Annotated in this window: 20 protein-coding genes and 2 tRNA genes; 7 read left to right on the top strand and 15 right to left on the bottom strand. The window is 55.8% G+C overall.

The features are described 5' to 3' along the window. Window positions 1–20 precede the first annotated feature (20 nt). The 14 genes from CKV94_RS07435 to fur all read right to left on the bottom strand — a co-directional run bounded on the left by CKV94_RS07435 (window position 21) and on the right by fur (window position 10,076). Entirely contained in the window at window positions 21–641 is a 621-nt protein-coding gene (locus CKV94_RS07435; RefSeq protein ID WP_035581032.1) for an RlmE family RNA methyltransferase, read from the bottom strand. Between the two features lie 102 nt (window positions 642–743). Continuing rightward, the gene (gene iscA, locus CKV94_RS07430; RefSeq protein ID WP_003824196.1) at window positions 744–1,064 is read right to left on the bottom strand and encodes an iron-sulfur cluster assembly protein IscA; all 321 of its coding nucleotides are present in this window, start codon (window positions 1,062–1,064) and stop codon (window positions 744–746) included. A gap of 57 nt (window positions 1,065–1,121) precedes the next feature. Further along, entirely contained in the window at window positions 1,122–1,364 is a 243-nt protein-coding gene (locus CKV94_RS07425; RefSeq protein WP_003824195.1) for a hypothetical protein, read from the bottom strand. Between the two features lie 146 nt (window positions 1,365–1,510). Next, complete coding sequence (locus CKV94_RS07420; RefSeq protein WP_003824194.1) at window positions 1,511–1,777, bottom strand: DksA/TraR family C4-type zinc finger protein; 267 nt, start codon at window positions 1,775–1,777, stop codon at window positions 1,511–1,513. Between the two features lies 1 nt (window position 1,778). After that, window positions 1,779–2,162, bottom strand: a complete 384-nt coding sequence (iscU, locus tag CKV94_RS07415) for a Fe-S cluster assembly scaffold IscU (protein ID WP_003824193.1) — start codon at window positions 2,160–2,162, stop codon at window positions 1,779–1,781. 90 nt (window positions 2,163–2,252) lie between these two features. Then, on the bottom strand, window positions 2,253–2,384 hold the full coding sequence (locus tag CKV94_RS11540; RefSeq protein ID WP_003824192.1) for a hypothetical protein: 132 nt from the start codon (window positions 2,382–2,384) through the stop codon (window positions 2,253–2,255). Continuing rightward, window positions 2,347–3,240, bottom strand: a complete 894-nt coding sequence (locus tag CKV94_RS07410; RefSeq protein WP_003824190.1) for a hypothetical protein — start codon at window positions 3,238–3,240, stop codon at window positions 2,347–2,349. Before CKV94_RS07410 ends, CKV94_RS11540 begins: the two co-directional genes overlap by 38 nt. A gap of 31 nt (window positions 3,241–3,271) precedes the next feature. Further along, complete coding sequence (locus tag CKV94_RS07405) at window positions 3,272–4,486, bottom strand: IscS subfamily cysteine desulfurase (RefSeq protein ID WP_003824189.1); 1,215 nt, start codon at window positions 4,484–4,486, stop codon at window positions 3,272–3,274. Between the two features lie 95 nt (window positions 4,487–4,581). Then, window positions 4,582–5,040, bottom strand: a complete 459-nt coding sequence (locus CKV94_RS07400; RefSeq protein ID WP_035581028.1) for a Fe-S cluster assembly transcription factor — start codon at window positions 5,038–5,040, stop codon at window positions 4,582–4,584. 192 nt (window positions 5,041–5,232) lie between these two features. Then, window positions 5,233–6,927 carry a glutamine--tRNA ligase/YqeY domain fusion protein gene (locus CKV94_RS07395; protein WP_003824187.1) on the bottom strand — a complete coding sequence of 565 codons (1,695 nt, stop codon included), beginning with the start codon at window positions 6,925–6,927 and terminating at the stop codon, window positions 5,233–5,235. A gap of 138 nt (window positions 6,928–7,065) precedes the next feature. Next, entirely contained in the window at window positions 7,066–7,662 is a 597-nt protein-coding gene (gene pncA, locus CKV94_RS07390; protein WP_003824185.1) for a bifunctional nicotinamidase/pyrazinamidase, read from the bottom strand. Between the two features lie 69 nt (window positions 7,663–7,731). Further along, window positions 7,732–8,553: a 2,3,4,5-tetrahydropyridine-2,6-dicarboxylate N-succinyltransferase gene (gene dapD, locus CKV94_RS07385; protein WP_003824184.1), complete on the bottom strand. Its 822-nt coding sequence runs from the start codon at window positions 8,551–8,553 to the stop codon at window positions 7,732–7,734. Window positions 8,554–8,850: 297 nt separating this feature from the next. After that, window positions 8,851–9,600: a leucyl/phenylalanyl-tRNA--protein transferase gene (gene aat, locus CKV94_RS07380; RefSeq protein WP_003824182.1), complete on the bottom strand. Its 750-nt coding sequence runs from the start codon at window positions 9,598–9,600 to the stop codon at window positions 8,851–8,853. A gap of 47 nt (window positions 9,601–9,647) precedes the next feature. Then, window positions 9,648–10,076, bottom strand: coding sequence for a ferric iron uptake transcriptional regulator (fur, locus tag CKV94_RS07375; RefSeq protein WP_003824181.1), 429 nt, complete (start codon window positions 10,074–10,076; stop codon window positions 9,648–9,650). 123 nt (window positions 10,077–10,199) lie between these two features. Between fur and CKV94_RS07370 the strand changes: the two genes are divergently transcribed. The 7 genes from CKV94_RS07370 (at window position 10,200) to CKV94_RS07340 (ending at window position 15,944) form a co-directional block, all read left to right on the top strand. Then, on the top strand, window positions 10,200–10,589 hold the full coding sequence (locus tag CKV94_RS07370) for an outer membrane protein assembly factor BamE (RefSeq protein WP_035581026.1): 390 nt from the start codon (window positions 10,200–10,202) through the stop codon (window positions 10,587–10,589). Window positions 10,590–10,607: 18 nt separating this feature from the next. Beyond that, window positions 10,608–11,423 (top strand): 4-hydroxy-tetrahydrodipicolinate reductase, encoded by an 816-nt coding sequence (gene dapB, locus CKV94_RS07365; protein ID WP_035580791.1) that lies wholly within the window; start codon window positions 10,608–10,610, stop codon window positions 11,421–11,423. 33 nt (window positions 11,424–11,456) lie between these two features. Further along, window positions 11,457–11,732 (top strand): oxidative damage protection protein, encoded by a 276-nt coding sequence (locus CKV94_RS07360; protein WP_003824175.1) that lies wholly within the window; start codon window positions 11,457–11,459, stop codon window positions 11,730–11,732. Between the two features lie 97 nt (window positions 11,733–11,829). Further along, a complete protein-coding gene (dnaG, locus tag CKV94_RS07355; RefSeq protein WP_003824174.1) occupies window positions 11,830–13,620 on the top strand; it encodes a DNA primase in 1,791 nt (596 codons plus the stop codon). Window positions 13,621–13,665: 45 nt separating this feature from the next. Beyond that, window positions 13,666–15,612 carry an RNA polymerase sigma factor RpoD gene (gene rpoD / locus CKV94_RS07350; protein WP_003824173.1) on the top strand — a complete coding sequence of 649 codons (1,947 nt, stop codon included), beginning with the start codon at window positions 13,666–13,668 and terminating at the stop codon, window positions 15,610–15,612. Window positions 15,613–15,660: 48 nt separating this feature from the next. Further along, window positions 15,661–15,736: transfer RNA gene (locus CKV94_RS07345), tRNA-Ile, on the top strand. Window positions 15,737–15,854: 118 nt separating this feature from the next. Continuing rightward, window positions 15,855–15,944, top strand: a tRNA-Ser gene (locus tag CKV94_RS07340). 133 nt (window positions 15,945–16,077) lie between these two features. Here CKV94_RS07340 and trpE read toward each other — a convergent pair. Then, entirely contained in the window at window positions 16,078–17,556 is a 1,479-nt protein-coding gene (gene trpE / locus CKV94_RS07335; protein ID WP_003824172.1) for an anthranilate synthase component I, read from the bottom strand. Window positions 17,557–17,638 lie beyond the last annotated feature (82 nt).

The following is a 17,638-nucleotide window of genomic DNA, read 5'->3' as shown; positions in this document are numbered from 1 at the left end:
GATAACCAGCACCTTGCTGATTACCGCTTATTCCTGCCCAGCAGATATACCTCGCTGGAACGGCTGCGCGAGGCCTTAGGCTTGCGCACCTGCACTTGGGCAAACACCCCGCGCATAGCCTGCATATACTCCTGAAAACCCGCGCCCTGAAACACTTTCACCAGCATATTGCCGCCGGTTTTCAGATGCTCGGCGGCAAAATCCAGCGCCAGTTCACACAAAACATAGCTGCGCGCCTGATCGGTTACCGCATTGCCTGACATATTGGGTGCAATATCACAAATTACAAGGTCTAGCGCGCGGCCTTCGAGCAGGTTTTCCAACTCCTCCAGCACCTCGTTTTCGCGGAAATCGCCTTGGATAAACGATACACCCGCAATCGGCTCCATCGGCAAAATATCCAAGGCAAACACCCTGCCCTGCGCCCCCGCCAGCTTAACCGCCACCTGCGACCAACTGCCCGGCGCGCTGCCCAAATCAGCCAGCACCGTGCCGTTTTTAATCAACTTGTCTTTTTCGTTGATTTCCAGCAATTTGTATGCCGCCCGGGCACGGTAGCCGTCTTTTTGCGCCTGATGCACATAGGGGTCGTTCACGTGCTCGTTCAGCCAACTTTTGGAGGATTTGGAACGGGTTGCCATCATCAATCCCAATCAAAGAAACGGCCGCATTGTAGCCGATAAGGCTACCTGAGAACCACAATCGGGGTTTCAGGTAGCCTTCTGATGCGCTAATCCAAGGGCTCAAACATTAAAGCTTTCGCCGCAGCCGCATTCGTTTTTCACGTTCGGGTTGGCGAACTTAAAGCCTTCCTGCAAGCCTTCTTTGGTGAAGTCCAGTTCGGTGCCGTCGAGATACACATGACTTTTCGGATCAACCAATACTTTCACGCCATGCCCTTCAAATACCAAATCATCAGGCAGGATTTCGTCGGCAAATTCCAGCGTGTAGGCCATGCCGGAGCAGCCGCTGGTTTTCACGCCGATGCGGATACCTTCGCCTTTGCCGCGCTTGGTGAGGAAGCTGCGGATATGATCGGCAGCGTTGGGGGTGAGTGTAATCATGGGGTGTCCTTTGTTTTCGGTTCTTGAAGAGGCTACCTGAAAAACAGTATCAGGGTTTCAGGTAGCCTTTTGCCGGTTTACCGCCCAAGCAATGGCAGTAGCTACGGAAGCTTTGGCCTGCGGGCTGTTTTTCCAGCAGGTGCTGCCGGTGAGCGCCGCGCCCTGTTGCAGCATATCGTCCACGTCGGCAGCGGCGAGCTTGGCCACGTCGTCCAAGCCCATTTGCTGCAAGCGTTGCAGCACGGTCTTGCCGATGCCTTTTTCGGCAAGCAGGGATTGGGTTTCTTCTTGACTAAACATGGGTTTGTTCGGTATTGGTGTCGGCAGGTTCTTTAGGGCAGGCTACCTGGAAACCGTCAGGCGGCGAAGCGGTCATACACGGTATTTCCGGCGCAGGCGCGTTGCCGGGAAATTCGGTTGCGCTGAAACCATCGGTTTCAGGTAGCCTATTTCAGCTGGCTGTCCTTGCTGCCGCGCCGGTTGTAGGCGGATCGGAATTGCTGTTGTTTGTCGGCCTCTTCTTGGCAGGCGATGCACAACTGCACGCCGGGCAGGGCGCGGCGGCGGGCTTCGGGAATCGGTTCGCCGCATTCGGCGCATTCGCGGGCGCTTTCGCCGGAGGGCAGGTTTTGCCGGGCGGCGGCGAGCGCGTCGTCCAAATTGGCATCGATTTGCGCTTGTTCCGCGCCGTCGGGCGCCCAGCCGCCGGCCATGTTACGCGCCTTTTTTCTTTTTGTAGTCCGCCACGGCGGCTTTCACCGCGTCTTCCGCCAAAATCGAGCAGTGGATTTTCACGGGCGGCAGTTCCAATTCTTCGGCAATTTCGCTGTTTTTAATCGCCAGCGCATCGTCTAGGCTTTTGCCTTTCACCCATTCGGTAATCAGGCTGGACGAGGCAATGGCGGAGCCGCAGCCGTAGGTTTTGAATTTGGCATCTTCGATGATGCCTTCATCGTTCACTTTGATTTGCAGGCGCATTACGTCGCCACAGGCGGGCGCGCCCACCATGCCAGTGCCGACATTGCTGTCGTCTTTATCAAGCGTGCCGACGTTGCGGGGATTTTCGTAGTGATCAATAACTTTATCGCTGTATGCCATGATGTGTTTCCTTAATTAAAATTTATGATGGTTTGTGATGGGGTTGAGGCTACCTGAAAACGGAGTTTCTGCGAAGCGTAAACGGGTCGGCTAAATTTTGCACGCACCGCCTTCACAGCCGTCATCGTTGTTTTCGGGGTCGGTACCGCCTTCTACGGTGATGCCATCGAAGTCTTCAAGCAAGTTATCGAGATCGTCGAGATCGAGCTCTTGGCCGTTCATTGGTAGTATCCTCATTGTTGGTTGATTCATTATTTGCTTCTGTCTGTGGTTTAGAACGTGTGATACTTTTAATAACTTGTTCCTGATTAGCTTTAAACTGTTCTAAACATTCATCAAATTGCTGTTCGGCAGTTTGACGAACCAAAGCATCATCATCTTTCCGCCAATCTTCCAAAGAATGGCCGCCAGTTTCTTTGGTGCAAGAGAATCTAGGTTGTATTGACCCACCCCAAATGCCAGAAGACATAATTAAATATATTTCATTATGCAGCAAATAGTTACCACCACCACTTAGCTTTTCATACACCAAATAAAAACGGCCGGGCTGAACATAAATATTATTATGTGTATGCACCTCTTCCTGAACAGGCATCTCGGCGAGCCATGTACGAATTTTTGGGGATAGATAGCTGAAAGCTGGATTAGGAAACTCCGGTTCTGCCACGCTGCCGCGCAAATCATGTTTAGAAAAGCCTCTTGTCGAACCGCCGACAAAGGTTCGTGCGATCGCAGTGAGTGTTGTCAAAGCGGTTGCGCCGACAGTATCCGACCTTTGGATAACCACCAATTTGGGTTCGCTAGTCGAACCATATCCAAAGCTACTATCTCTAGGATCACGAGGATGGTACAGCCTGTCGATTACCTTGATTTCTTGACCTTTTAAGGTGACGGTATGAGTGGCAACTTCAGTATAGTCCCTTCGGTACTCCTCCTCCCTCTTTGCCTGTGCCTCTTCGGGCGACAGCGGCTTGCTCGGCAACAGGGCGCAAGCGGAAAGAGTGAGTGCCGCAAATAGAACGATAAGGTTTGTTTTATTCATTTTAATCAGTAGATATGTAAAACGTTTTGATTTCAATCGGAACGATGTTTTCAGGTAGCCTCAGACCTTAATGTTCCGCCCACTCTACCGTACTCAAATCAATCCCTTCCTTAAACATTTCCCACAGCGGAGAAAGCTCGCGCAGTTTACCGATTTTGGATTTAATCAGTTCTGCGGCAAACTGCACTTCTTCTTCGGTGGTCATGCGGCCGAAGGTGATGCGCAGGGATGAGTGTGCCAGTTCGTCGTTGCGGCCGAGCGCGCGCAGGACGTAGCTGGGTTCGAGTGAAGCGGAGGTACAGGCAGAGCCGCTGGATACGGCAAGTTCTTTCACCGCCATAATCAGGCTTTCGCCTTCGACGAAGTTGAAGCTGACGTTCAGGTTGTTCGGGGCGCGGTGCTCGAGGTCGCCGTTGATATAGACTTCTTCGATGCCTTCGATGCCTTTGAGGAAGATGTCGCGCAGTTTGCGGTAGTGTGCCATATCTTGCTCGAGTTCTTCTTTGGCGATGCGGAAGGCTTCGCCCATGCCGACGATTTGGTGGGTCGGCAGGGTGCCGCTGCGGAAGCCGCGTTCGTGGCCGCCACCGTGCATTTGGGCTTCGAGGCGGACGCGGGGTTTGCGGCGGACGTACAGTGCGCCGATGCCTTTGGGGCCGTACACTTTGTGGCCGGACATGGAGAGCAGGTCGATTTTGGCGGCTTCGACATCAACAGGCACTTTGCCGCAGGCTTGGGCACCATCAACGTGGAAAATGATTTTGCGTTCGCGGCAGATTTCACCGATGGCGGGAATGTCTTGCACCACACCGATTTCGTTGTTCACCCACATCACGGAAATCAGGATGGTGTCAGGTCGGATGGCGGCTTTGAGTTCTTCTAAATCAATCAGGCCGTTTTCTTGTACGCCGAGGTAGGTGACTTCGAAACCTTGGCGTTCGAGTTCACGCATGGTGTCGAGCACGGCTTTGTGTTCGGTTTTGACGGTGATGAGGTGTTTGCCTTTGGATTGGTAGAAGTGCGCCGCGCCTTTGATGGCGAGGTTGTCGGACTCGGTCGCGCCGCTGGTGAAGACGATTTCTTTGGGATCGGCGTTAATCAGGGCGGCGATGTCGGCGCGGGCTTTTTCGACGGCTTCTTCCGCCGTCCAGCCGAATGCGTGGCTGTTGGAGGCGGGGTTGCCGAAGGTTTCGATTAAGTAGGGAATCATTTTTTCGGCCACGCGTTGGTCAACGGGGGTGGTGGCGGCGTAGTCGAGGTAGATGGGGGTTTGTTTGGTCATGATTTTCTCTGTTCGGTATGTGGTTGTGTAATTAATTCATAGCCTAAACACATTTTCAAAGCGGCAAGCCAGCACCGCAGCAAGAAAAATGCGCCTTAGCTATAGCGGATATGGGTAAGGCTGATGGGGGTATCATGATGGTGGTGGTGACCATCCCTTTTATTAAGCACGTCTTGCAGGGAAACGCTGTTCAGGTAGCCTTGGATGGTTTGGTTGAGGCTTTCCCACAAATCATGCGTGAGGCAGGGCGCGCCTTTATGGCAGTTGGTTTGGCCACCGCAGCGGGTGGCATCCAGCTTGTCTTCGGCGGCATAGATAATTTCGGCAATATTGATGCTGCCAGGCTGGCGGCTAAGCAAATAGCCGCCGCCGGGCCCGCGCACGCTTTCTACCAGCCCGGCACGGCGCAGTTTGCCGAAAAGCTGCTCGAGGTAGGATAGGGAAATATTCTGCCGACCGCTGATGGCGTTGAGGCTGACGGGGTTTTCACGCCCATACAGCGCCAAATCAAGCATGGCGGTTACGGCAAAACGACCTTTGGTGGTTAATCGCATAGGGCTATGGTCTTGTTGCATCAGGGGGATGCGGATTTTCCAATACCCAAGTGATTTAGTCAAGTATAGATACTGTCCGGCATGAAAACAGGCTACCTGAAAACGACGTTTCGGCGCAGCTGAAGCAGAGTTTCTGCGAAGCTAAAACCAATCTAACCGTTTTTCAGGTAGCCTTTGCATCCGGCACAGGGCTTATTGTGCTTTCGCCTGCCAAGTGTCGCGCAAACCTACTGTCTTGTTAAACACGGGTTTGCCTTTCGCGTGGTCTTTGCGGTCGGTAACGAAATAGCCCAGCCGTTCGAACTGCCAGCGGCTCTCCGCAGACAAATCGTTGGCGGCGGCTTCAACGTAGGCGGTGATTTCTTTAGCCGATTCGGGATTAAGGAAATCGGTAAACGGCAGGTATGCGCCGTCCTCGCCGCGCACGGCATCTGGGCGCTCCACGGTAAACAGGCGGTCGTACAGGCGCACGGTGGCGGGCACGGCGTGTTCGGCGGAGAGCCAGTGGATAACGCCTTTCACTTTGCGGCCTTCGGGATTTTTGCCCAAGGTGTCGTAATCCAGGCTACATTTGAGTTCGACGATGTTGCCGCTGGCGTCTTTCACCACTTCGTCGCACTTCATCACATAGCTGTGGCGCAGGCGCACTTCGCCGCCGGGCGTGAGGCGTTTCCAGCCTTTGGGCGGGGTTTCGCTGAAATCGTCGGCTTCGATATAGAGCGTGGACGAAATCGGCAGTTCGCGGCTGCCCATGTCTTCGCGGTTCGGGTGATACGGCGCGGTGCGGCTTTCGGCTTGGGCTGCATCGTAGTTGGTAAGCGTTACCTTGAGCGGATTCAGCACGGCCATCATGCGCGGGGCGGAGTTTTCCAGCTCTTCCCGAATTGCGCCTTCCAACACGCTCATGTCCACAATGTTTTCAGATTTGGAAATACCGGCGCGTTTGGCAAACAGGCGCAGTCCTTCGGGCGTATAGCCGCGGCGGCGCATACCGGAAATGGTGGGCATACGCGGATCGTCCCAGCCGGCAACGTGGCCGTCGGCAACCAATTGGTTCAGCTTGCGTTTAGAGGTGATGGAATACAACAGCTCCAAACGGGAAAACTCGTATTGGCGCGGGCGGGTGGGGTGTGGCGCGGGGATGTTGTCCAACACCCAGTCGTAGAGCGGGCGGTGGTCTTCAAATTCGAGCGTACACAAGGAATGCGTGATGCCTTCGATGGCATCGGAAATGCAATGCGTGTAGTCGTACATCGGGTAGATGCACCATTTGTCGCCGGTGTTGTGGTGATGGGCGCGGCGGATGCGGTAGATGACGGGGTCGCGCATATTGATGTTGCCTGATGCCATGTCGATTTTCAGGCGCAGGGTTTTGCTGCCGTCGGGAAACTCGCCGTTTTTCATGCGTGTGAACAGGTCGAGGTTTTCTTCGACGCTACGGTCGCGGTAAGGACTGTTTTTACCCGCTTCGGTCAGCGTGCCGCGGTATTCGCGCATTTGTTCCGGCGTTAAATCATCCACATAGGCTTTGCCGTCTTTGATCAGGCCGACGGCGTAGTCATAAAGCTGGTCGAAATAATTGGAAGCGAAACGCGGTTCGCCCGCCCAATGAAAACCGAGCCACTCGACATCTTCTTTGATGGCGTTGACGTATTCGTCGTTTTCTTTTTCGGGGTTGGTATCGTCGAAACGCAGGTTGCACAAGCCGTCGTAAATATAGGCCAAACCGAAATTCAGGCAGATGGATTTGGCGTGGCCGATGTGCAGGTAGCCGTTGGGTTCGGGCGGGAAACGGGTTTGGATGGCGCCGTGTTTGCCGCTTTTGAGGTCTTCTTCGATGATGGTGCGGATGAAGTGGTTGTCGGCGAATTGGTCTTTATTGAGCATGGTTTGGGCTACCTGAAAATAATGATGGTCGGGCGGATTTTACCTGAAAGCGCGGGCGGCTGTCAGATACGGCGCTAGCTAAAATTTTTCAGGTAGCCTTTGATAACGCAGAGGCTACCTGAAAAACGCGCACCAAAACTAATCGGCCAGCGAAAAATTCGGATGTGCCAGCAGTTCGGCTTTTTTGGCGGCGAAGCCTGCAGCATCGATAGCACGGGTGGCGTGCTCGAGCAGGCGCACGCGGAAGCCTTCGGCGAGCGCGTCAGCAATGCTGAAATACACGCAGAAATCGGCAGCCAGCCCCGCCACATCAATATCGGTTATGCCGTGGGCGCGCAAATAGGCGGCAAGCTGGGTGCTGCGACGGCGGCCGTTGTCGTAAAACGCGCTGTAGCTGTCGGTGTGCTTGTCCATGCCCTTGCGAAACACGGCGGCGATGGGCGTGGTGTCGAGCTCGGGATGAAACGCCGCGCCGCTGCTGCCGGCAATACAGTGGTCCGGCCACAGCACTTGCTCCAAACCGTGCAGATTGATGACGTCGAACGGCTTTTTACCGGCATGGGCGGAGGCGAAGCTCTCGTGTCCGGCGGGATGCCAGTCTTGAGAGGCCACCACCAGCGGATAGCCGCCGATAATCCGGTTTACCGGCTCGATAATGGCATCGCCTTCGGCCACAGGCAGGCGGCCGCTTGGCATGAAGTCGTTTTGGATATCGACAAGAAGAAGGGCTCGCATGGTTTTCTCCTAAGTTAAATAACTTTCAGGTAGCCTTCTTGCAAACAGGCTACCTGAAAATCCGGCAAGCTACACGCCGCGCAGCAGTTCGTTTACGCTGGTTTTGGCGCGGGTTTGCGCGTCCACTTTCTTCACGATCACGGCGCAGTAGAGGCTGTGCGTGCCGTCTTTGGCGGGCAGGCTGCCCGATACCACCACCGAGCCGGCGGGCACGCGGCCGTAGTGGATTTCGCCGGTTTCGCGGTCGTAAATTTTGGTGGATTGGCCGATATACACGCCCATGGAAATCACGCTGCCTTCTTCCACAATCACACCTTCCACGATTTCGGAACGCGCGCCGATGAAGCAGTTGTCTTCAATAATGGTGGGCGCAGCCTGCAACGGCTCGAGCACGCCGCCGATGCCTACGCCGCCGCTCAGGTGTACGTTTTTGCCGATTTGCGCACAAGAGCCCACGGTGGCCCAAGTGTCCACCATCGTGCCTTCGTCCACATAGGCGCCGATATTCACATAAGAGGGCATCAGCACCACGTTTTTGCCGATGAAGCTGCCGCGGCGCGCCACGGCGCCGGGCACGGCGCGGAAACCGGCTACCTGAAACTGCTGCGGAATCCAATCGGCGAACTTGGTGGGCACTTTGTCGAAATATTTGCTCACGCCGTCGCTGGACACTTCGTTATCGGCAATGCGGAAGGAAAGCAACACAGCTTTTTTCGCCCACTCGTTCACTTTCCACTGCCCCACGCCCTGCCGCTCGGCCACGCGCAGGCTGCCGGAATCAAGCTGATAAAGCGTATCGAGCACGGCTTCCTTCACTTCGGCGGAAACGCTGTGCGGGGTAATTTCGGCGCGCTGTTCAAACGCGGTTTCGATGATGTTTTGTAGAGACATGGTTTCTCCTTGTGGGTGAGGGGTGATACGGTGGATTCATTTTATAGTGAATTAAATTTAAACCAGTACAGCGTTGGCTCGCCTTACCGTACTATTTGTACTATCTGCGGCTCGCCGCCTTGTCCTGATTTAAATTTAATCCACTATATTTTTACTACGGCATGACAGCCCGGCATGAAAGCAGGTTTATCCGCCATAGAGTAAGCGGGAGGCTACCTGAAACTTTCAGGTAGCCTGTAATCTAAAACAGCCGATATTGTGCCATGTAACGCGCGTCTTGCGAACAGATTTCAGTGTTCACCCCTCCTTGCCGAACCATGCGCCTTGCTGTTGGAGCAGGCGCTGGCCGATGGGCTCGGCAAGTGTTTGCGCGGTCAGCCGGTTTAATTCAGCCTGAAAATCGTCAAACGTCATCAGCTCCGAACCAAAACGCGCCAGATGCGGCGTGTCTTGCTGGCAGTCGATCAAGGCGATGCCGCAGCGCTGCAAAAACGGTACGGCGTGGGCAAAGGCGATTTTCGAGGCATCGTTCTGCCAGGCAAACATCGATTCGCCGAAAAACACTCGACCAATCTGCACACCATAAAGCCCGCCGGCCAAAAGCAGATGATCGTTTTCATCGGGATACCAGCATTCAAACGAATGCGCATGGCCGATGCGGTGCAGCTCGTTGTAGGCTACCTGAAAAGCCGGTGCGATCCAGCTGCCGCCCTGATGCGGCCTGGGCGTGGCAGCGCAGGCGGAAATCACGGCGGGGAAGTTTTGGTTGACCGTTACCGCGTAATGCCGATTGCGCATGGTCTTGGCCAGCGAGCGGCCGATGTGCAGCCGCTGGGGCTGCAGCACCGTGCGTGGGGCGGTGGCAAACCAAAAAAACAGGCCATCTTCCTCAAACCACGGGAAGATGCCCTGTTGATAGGCTGCCAAAAGTCGCTGCGCGGTCAAATCCCGGCTCACTACCACCAAGCCGTCGTATTCGGCAATGGCCTGATGCGGGTCGGGGAACTGCAAACAGCCTTCCGGCAGCAAAGGAATATTTTGAGCCATAAAGGCCACCTTTCGGAGCCGTGAGGCTACCTGAAAATGCTGCCTGCTTATAAATGGTGTTTCTGCTGACAATCACCGCACACGCCATACAGATACAGCGCGTGATCCACAATGCGGTAGCCGTTTTCTTCGGCGATTTTGCCTTGCAGGCTTTCGATGGTGGGGTTGTGAAACTCGGTCACTTTGCCGCATTTCACGCACACGATGTGGTCGTGGTGGTCGCCCTTGTTCAGCTCGTACACCGCCTTACCGCTCTCGAAATGGTGGCGCAACAAAATATCGGCCTGTTCGAACTGGGTTAGAACGCGGTAAATGGTGGCCACGCCGATTTCAATGCCTTCTTCCAAGAGGATGCGGTACACGTCTTCCGCGCTCAGATGCTCTTCGGCGTGGGTTTCAAACAAATCCAAAATCTTCAGGCGCGGGCCGGTTACTTTCAGGCCGCTGCCTTTGAGTTGTGCAATATTGTTTTCCATGATGTATGATGTTCTGTCGCTCAAATTTGTCAGCAACCGTTATAATACGCATTTTTAAGGCACTTGCCCACCTTTAAATTACTCAGCCGGGGCGGTGCGCGATTTATCTTGAAAGGCATGTTTGTGAATAAATCCGTTTATTTGACCTTGGCCGCCTGCATCGGTTTGGCCGCGTGCAGCACCGAACGCCTCGCCCGCTTCCCCTCCTACAAGCTTACTATCGTGCAAGGCAACGAACTCGACTTGCAGGCCGTAGCCTCGCTGCACCAAGGCTTGAGCAAGGAGCAGGTGCAGCACATTCTGGGCACGCCGCTGCTGCGCGATCCGCTGCACGGCAACCGCTGGGACTACGTTTTTGAAGTGAGCCGCGGCGGCAAAGTTCGCGAACGCAAAAACCTCACCCTGTATTTCGATGCGAACGACTCCCTGGTTAAAGCCGAAGGCGATGTGTTGGACGAATTGCGCAAGCAACAACAGCAGCAAGCTGCGCCTGCCGGCCAAGCCGCACAATAATCCCGCTTGAGGAATATCATGTCTGCCACCATTAAAGTTGCCCTGGCCGGCGTGAACGGCCGCATGGGCAAAGTGCTGGTTGAAGCCGTAGCCGCCAATCCGCACACCGTGCTTACCGGCGCGCTGGAACACGCAGGCTCCGAAGCCTTGGGCTTGGATGCCGGCCATGCTTCCGGCTTGAAAACCGGCGTAGCCATCAGCAGCGACATCGATGCCGTGCTCGCCAACTGCGACGTGCTCATCGATTTCACTCGCCCCAATGTTTCAGGTAGCCTTTTGCCCCGCTGCGCCGAACGCGGCATCAAAATGGTTATCGGCACCACCGGTTTCGATGAAGCGGGCAAAGCCGCCATCGCTGCTGCTGCCGAACGCACCGGCATCGTGTTTGCCGCCAACTTCAGCATCGGTGTAAACCTCACCTTCCACATCCTCGACACCGTAACCCGCGTGCTGAATGAAGGCTACGACATCGAAATCATCGAAGCGCACCACCGTCACAAAGTGGACGCCCCCAGCGGCACTGCGCTGCGCATGGGCGAAGTGATTGCCCACGCCCTCGGCCGCAACCTGGCCGACTGCGCCGTGTATGGCCGCGAAGGACACACCGGCGCGCGCAGCCCGCAAACCATCGGCTTTGCCACCGTGCGCGGCGGCGATATCGTGGGCGAACACACCGCCCTGTTTGCCGGCGAAGGCGAGCGCGTGGAAATCACCCACAAAGCCTCCAGCCGCATGACCTTCGCCGCCGGCGCCGTACGTGCTGCCGTGTGGCTGCAACAGCAACGCACCGGCCTATACGATATGCAAGACGTATTGGGCTTAAACAACCGTTAAACCCCCACTCACGCCACCCGAAAAGGAAAGCACATGACCCGTATGGTAAATTGCATCAAGCTGGGCAAAGAAGCGCCCGGCCTCAAATTCCCGCCCCTGCCCAACGATTTGGGCAAGCGCATTTTTGAAAACGTATCACAGGAAGCATGGGATGCCTGGACGCGCCACCAAACCATGCTCATCAACGAAAACCGCCTCAGCCTGGCCGACCCGCGCGCCCGCCAGTATCTGTCGCAGCAGATGGAAAACTACTTCTTCGGCGACGGCGAAGCCGACATGGTGCAAGGCTACGTTCCGCCTGCCAAATAACCCCACCCGACAAAGACTACCTGAAAAAGGCTACCTGAAAATCCCCGCCGTGATTTTCAGGTAGCCTCAATCCGTTTCCCAAACCAAGCGCCGAAGCATGATTCCCAGCGAATTCATCGACGAGCTGCTGGCCAAAACTGATATTGTCGACATCATCGACGAGAGCGTGCCGCTGAAGAAAGGCGGCGCCAACTACATGGCCTGCTGCCCGTTCCACAAAGAAAAAACCCCGTCGTTCTCCGTCAGCCCGAGCAAACAGTTCTATCACTGCTTCGGCTGCGGCGCACACGGCACGGCCATCGGTTTCGTCATGGAATACCAAGGGCTTGGCTTCACCGAAGCCGTGCAGTATCTGGCCGACCGCGCCGGCATGGTGGTGCCGCAGCAAAAAGGCCGGCAGGAAAGCCCCGAAGCGCGCGCGCGCCGCAAACAGCGCCAGCAAACCTTGGAAGAAACCACCGCCCAAGCCGCCGCTTTCTACACCCGCGAGCTGGCCGCCAACGAAACGGCAAAAGGCTACCTGAAAAAACGCGGCCTCTCCGATGAAGTTGCCGCCCACTACGGCCTGGGCTATGCGCCCGACAGCTGGCGGCCGCTGGCGCAAAGTTTCGCCCCCTACCCTTCCGAAGCGCTGGTCAACAGCGGCATGGTGATTGAAAAAGACGGCAGCCACTACGACCGCTTCCGCCACCGCATCATGTTCCCCATCCGCAACAGCAGCGGGCAGGTTATCGGCTTCGGCGGCCGCGTGTTGGACGATTCCAAACCCAAATACCTCAATTCGCCCGACACCCCGCTGTTCGATAAAGGCAAAAACCTCTACGGCCTCTACGAAGCCCGTGCCGCCGTGAAAGAAGCCGGCCGCATCCTGGTGGTGGAAGGCTATATGGACGTAGTTGCGCTGGCGCAGTTCGGCATCGGCTACTGCGTGGCCGCACTGGGCACCTCCACCACCGCCGAGCACGTTAAAATCCTGATGCGCCAAACCGACAGCATCTATTTCTGCTTCGACGGCGACGCAGCCGGCCGCAAAGCCGCCTGGCGTGCATTGGAAAACGCCCTGCCCCAGCTGAAAGACGGCAAGTCGCTGCATTTTCTCTTCCTGCCCGAAGGCCACGACCCAGACAGCTATGTGCGCGAGCACGGCCGCGAACGTTTTGAGGATATGCTACTGCACCAAAGCAAGCCGCTTTCCGCCTATTTTTGGGACGCGCTCACCGCCAAGCTTGATTTACGCAGCCAAGAAGGCAAGGCCGAATTGGTGAAAACCGCCACCCCGCTGCTCACCCAGATTACCGCCCCCGCCCTCGCCTTCCTGCTCAAGCAGGAACTGAGCAACTTAGTGGGCATCGACCCGGCCAACCTGGCGCACCTGATGGGGCAGGAAGTCCCCAAGCGCCACGTTGCCCAGCAACGCTACACCCTGCCGCGCCAAACCTTCCGCCAGCCGCAAATGCTGAGCTTGGCGCAACAACAAATCCGCCGCCTATTGATAAATCCGCAATGGGCTACATATATCGACCTGCCCGACCATCTGGAACTGGATGCCGACCTTGTCTGCCTGAGCGTCATGGCCGCTCATGTGCGCCGCAGCCGTTCGCCGCTATCCAGCGCCGGATTGATGGAAGCCATGCGCAACACCCCCTATTACGGCAATATCAGCCGCATCATGCAGTCCGGCACGGACAGCGCCCACTTTGAGGGGGATGGCGAATCCGACGCACTGAATTTCCAATCGGGTATGCAAAAATTGATGAACGCCTTGAAAACCCAGCAAGTTGAAGCGTTGAAACGCAAACGCATCGAACACGGCTTGAGCGATGACGAAACCAAACTGCTGCTGGAGCTTTTAAGGCGTCCTCCCGCCAACGGCAACGGCACCACCTAGGGCAATGCCGATTACACCGACCGACCTGTGAACAACGAGAGAAACATGTCCGAACAGAACAACCCCGCCACCGAAGAACAAGACGAAAGCAACCGCCCGCTCACCCCGGAGGAGCAAAGGGCACGGCTCAGACAGCTGATTCTGCAAGGTAAAGAACGAGGCTACATTACCTACGCCGAAATCAACGATGCCCTGCCCGACGATATGTCGGATGCCGAGCAGATCGACAATATCGTCAATATGATTTCCGGCCTGGGCATTCAGGTAACCGAAGAAACACCCGACAGTGAAACCCTGCTGATGGCCGACAATACGGCCAATATGACCGACGACGACGCCGTTGCCGAAGCCGAAGCCGCCCTCTCCAGCGCCGACTCCGAATTCGGCCGCACCACCGATCCGGTGCGCATGTATATGCGCGAAATGGGGCAGGTGGATTTGCTCACGCGCGAAGACGAAATCGTTATCGCCAAAAAAATCGAAACCGCCCTGCGCAACATGATTCAGGCCATCTCCGCCTGCCCCGGATCGGTTGCCGAAATCCTCGAACTGATTGAAAAGGTGCGCAACGACGAAATCCGCGTGGACGAAGTGGTGGAAGACATCATCGACCCGCACGAAGAGCTGCTCGACGAATTGGGCATTGGCGTGGACAAAGCCGAAGAATCCGCTCCAGAGGCTGATTTAGAGGAAAGCGAAGACGAAGATGCCGACGAAGAAGACGCCGACGAAGAGGATGCCGGCGCCATCTCTGCTGCCAACCTCGAAGAACTCAAGCAAAAAGTGCTGGCCCACTTCGAAGACATCCAAGCCACCTATAAGAAAATGGTTGCCGCGCTGCAAAAACACCACAGCCAGCACAAAACCTACCTGAACCTGCGCAACTACATCGCCGACCAGCTGCTCAACGTGCGCTTTACCACCCGCCAGATTGAAACCTTGAGCAACAATCTGCGCACCCGCGTAGACAGTATCCGCCGCCTGGAGCGCGAAATCCGCGACATCTGCCTCAACCGTGTGCACATGGATCGGGACTACTTCATCAACAACTTCCTGCCCAATATCACCGATTTAAACTGGGTGGAGGCTGAAATCGGTAAAAACCGCGTGTGGAGCGAAGCCCTGAGCCGCTTCCAATATGCCATTATCGAAAAGCAGAATATCCTTATCGAACAAGAGCAGCACGCGCAGATTTCCATTGCCGAGCTGAAAGAAATCAGCAAAAACATGGTGGCGAACGAAAAAGAAACCGCCGCCGCCAAGCGAGAAATGATTCAGGCCAACTTGCGCCTGGTGATTTCCATCGCCAAAAAATACACCAACCGCGGCCTGCAATTCCTCGATTTGATTCAGGAAGGCAATATCGGCCTGATGAAAGCGGTGGATAAATTCGAATATCGGCGCGGCTACAAATTCTCCACCTACGCCACCTGGTGGATACGCCAAGCCATCACCCGTTCGATTGCCGACCAGGCACGCACCATCCGCATCCCAGTGCACATGATTGAAACCATCAACAAAATGAACCGCATCTCACGCCAGTATCTACAGGAAACTGGCGAAGACCCGGATGCCGCCAAACTGGCCGAATTGATGGAAATGCCGGAAGATAAAATCCGCAAAATCATGAAGATTGCCAAAGAGCCGATTTCCATGGAAACCCCCATCGGCGACGATGATGACAGCCACTTGGGCGACTTCATCGAAGACGTAAACAACATCGCTCCGGCCGATGCTGCCATGTATTCCAGCCTGCGCGAAGCCACCAAAGACGTTTTGGAAAGCCTCACCCCGCGTGAAGCCAAAGTTTTGCGCATGCGTTTCGGCATCGATATGAACACCGACCATACGCTGGAAGAAGTGGGCAAACAGTTCGACGTAACCCGCGAGCGTATCCGCCAAATCGAAGCCAAAGCCCTGCGCAAACTGCGCCACCCCACCCGCAGCGACCGCTTACGCAGCTTCCTAGATAGCGAGGAAAACAAACAGTAATCCTTGCTAGGCCGGCGGCTTGTCGGTACAATGCCGCCCTTTCTAGCCGGGTCTGTAGCTCAGGGGTTAGAGCAGAGGACTCATAATCCTTTGGTCGCTGGTTCGAGACCAGCCAGACCCACCAAGAATAGGCTCACAGGCTGCACTCCGTTGCAGCCTGTTTTCTATCAGAGGCTCTTCTGCTGCCAAAAATAATGCTGGTAAAATCCACAAAAATCCTGTATAGTTCGCGCTCTTGAACCGGAAGCGTGGCAGAGTGGTTTAATGCAGCGGTCTTGAAAACCGTCGTGGGGTTAGACCCACCGTGAGTTCGAATCTCACCGCTTCCGCCAAATTGAAAACCTTCGTTGCAAAACGAAGGTTTTTTGTTTGGGCTGTTCCATTGGCTGATAAAAGGCTACCTGAAAATTTCGCTTCGTTCCGTTTTCAAGTAGCCCTATTCTTTTTCAGGTAGCCTTTCCTGGCTTACCCATCCAGCCCTTGCTGCACCATCTCGGCAGCGCGCAATACGGCGCGGGCTTTGTTTTGGGTTTCCTGCCATTCGGCTTCTTCATCGGAGTCGGCCACAATGCCTCCGCCGCTTTGCACGTAGAGCGTGCCGTTTTTAATCACCGCGGTACGGATGGCGATGGCCAAGTCCATGTCGTTGTTGAAACTCCAGTTGCCCACCGCGCCGCCGTAGATGCAGCGTTTGGCCGGCTCAAGCTCTTCAATGATTTCCAGCGCGCGCACTTTGGGTGCGCCGGAGAGTGTGCCGGCGGGGAAGGTGGCGGCGAGGATGTCCATATTACCGATGCCGGGTTTGAGCTCGCCTTCCACATTGGACACGATGTGCATCACATGCGAATAGCGTTCAATCACCATTTTATCGGTTACCTTCACGCTGCCGGTTTGGCTGATTCGACCCACGTCGTTACGGCCCAAGTCGATGAGCATAACGTGTTCGGCGATTTCTTTGGCATCGGCCAGCAGGCTCTCGGCTTGAGCGACATCTTCTTCCGGCGTTTTGCCGCGCAGGCGGGTGCCGGCGATGGGGCGCACGGTGATTTGGTTACGCTCGCGCCGCACGAGGATTTCGGGCGAAGAGCCGACGATGTGGAAATCGCCGAAATCGTAGTAAAACAGATAGGGCGAAGGATTGAGCGTGCGCAGGGCGCGGTAGAGGCTGAGCGGCTTGTCGGCAAAGGGCAGGCTCATGCGCTGGCTGGGCACCACCTGCATACAGTCGCCGTCTAAAATATATTGGCGGATGCGGCGCACGTATTCTTTATAGCGCGCTTCGCCGGTTTCGTGCTGCGGTGTGGTTTGTGCGCTGCCGAGCGAGAGCGGCAGGGCAACGCTTTGGCGCAGCTGTTCGCGCAAGGCTTCGAGCCGCTCGCGGGCTTTCAGGTAGCCTGCTTCGTCGGCGGCCGGGTCGGCATACACGATGAGGTGGATTTTGCCGCTGAGGTTGTCCACCACGGCTAGCTCTTCAGAAAGCATGAGCAAAATATCGGGCGTGCCGATTGGGTCGGCTTTCGCAGGCTGTTTCAGGCGGTGGGCAAGCTGCTCGAAATGGTAGATGGTTTCATAGCCGAAATAGCCCACCAAACCGCCGATGAAGCGCGGCAGGCCGGGGATTTCGGGCACTTTATAACGGGAGTGGAACTGCTCGATGAAAGGCAGCGGATTGCCTTCGTATTGCTCGACGATTTGGCCTTTGTGGTACACCTCCACCCGCCGGCCGCTGGCTTTCAAATAGGTGCGGCTCGGCAGGCCGATAAAGGAATAGCGGCCGAAACGTTCGCCGCCCACCACGGATTCGAGCAGGTAGCTGAAGGGGCGGTTGGCGAGCTTAAGGTAGATAGAAAGCGGGGTATCCAAATCGGCCAGCAGCTCTTGCACCAGCGGAATATGGTTGTAGCCGGCGGCGGCTTGTTCGCGGAATTGTTGCAGGGTGATCATGGTGTGGGTTTAAAACGGTTGGGATTAGGGCTACCTGAAAAATTAAGGCTACCTGAAAACGGAGCGAAGCGAAGTTTCTGCA

It is taken from the genome of Eikenella corrodens (assembly GCF_900187105.1).
Lineage (GTDB): Bacteria > Pseudomonadota > Gammaproteobacteria > Burkholderiales > Neisseriaceae > Eikenella > Eikenella corrodens.
Note: the sequence above shows the minus strand (reverse complement) of the source record. Positions and strands in the feature narration are given on the sequence as shown.

Excerpts from the sequence above, each read along its gene's own strand:
- fur (WP_003824181.1), bottom strand. The coding sequence starts at position 10,076 with ATGGAAAACAATATTGCACAACTCAAAGGCAGCGGCCTGAAAGTAACC.
- CKV94_RS07405 (WP_003824189.1), bottom strand. The coding sequence starts at position 4,486 with ATGACCAAACAAACCCCCATCTACCTCGACTACGCCGCCACCACCCCC.
- dapD (WP_003824184.1), bottom strand. The coding sequence starts at position 8,553 with ATGTCTCTACAAAACATCATCGAAACCGCGTTTGAACAGCGCGCCGAA.
- CKV94_RS07435 (WP_035581032.1), bottom strand. The coding sequence starts at position 641 with ATGGCAACCCGTTCCAAATCCTCCAAAAGTTGGCTGAACGAGCACGTG.
- iscU (WP_003824193.1), bottom strand. The coding sequence starts at position 2,162 with ATGGCATACAGCGATAAAGTTATTGATCACTACGAAAATCCCCGCAAC.
- CKV94_RS07400 (WP_035581028.1), bottom strand. The coding sequence starts at position 5,040 with ATGCGATTAACCACCAAAGGTCGTTTTGCCGTAACCGCCATGCTTGAT.
- dapB (WP_035580791.1), top strand. The coding sequence starts at position 10,608 with ATGTCTGCCACCATTAAAGTTGCCCTGGCCGGCGTGAACGGCCGCATG.
- pncA (WP_003824185.1), bottom strand. The coding sequence starts at position 7,662 with ATGCGAGCCCTTCTTCTTGTCGATATCCAAAACGACTTCATGCCAAGC.
- rpoD (WP_003824173.1), top strand. The coding sequence starts at position 13,666 with ATGTCCGAACAGAACAACCCCGCCACCGAAGAACAAGACGAAAGCAAC.
- iscA (WP_003824196.1), bottom strand. The coding sequence starts at position 1,064 with ATGATTACACTCACCCCCAACGCTGCCGATCATATCCGCAGCTTCCTC.
- CKV94_RS11540 (WP_003824192.1), bottom strand. The coding sequence starts at position 2,384 with ATGAACGGCCAAGAGCTCGATCTCGACGATCTCGATAACTTGCTTGAA.
- aat (WP_003824182.1), bottom strand. The coding sequence starts at position 9,600 with ATGGCTCAAAATATTCCTTTGCTGCCGGAAGGCTGTTTGCAGTTCCCC.
- CKV94_RS07420 (WP_003824194.1), bottom strand. The coding sequence starts at position 1,777 with ATGGCCGGCGGCTGGGCGCCCGACGGCGCGGAACAAGCGCAAATCGAT.
- CKV94_RS07395 (WP_003824187.1), bottom strand. The coding sequence starts at position 6,927 with ATGCTCAATAAAGACCAATTCGCCGACAACCACTTCATCCGCACCATC.
- CKV94_RS07425 (WP_003824195.1), bottom strand. The coding sequence starts at position 1,364 with ATGTTTAGTCAAGAAGAAACCCAATCCCTGCTTGCCGAAAAAGGCATC.
- dnaG (WP_003824174.1), top strand. The coding sequence starts at position 11,830 with ATGATTCCCAGCGAATTCATCGACGAGCTGCTGGCCAAAACTGATATT.
- CKV94_RS07360 (WP_003824175.1), top strand. The coding sequence starts at position 11,457 with ATGACCCGTATGGTAAATTGCATCAAGCTGGGCAAAGAAGCGCCCGGC.
- trpE (WP_003824172.1), bottom strand. The coding sequence starts at position 17,556 with ATGATCACCCTGCAACAATTCCGCGAACAAGCCGCCGCCGGCTACAAC.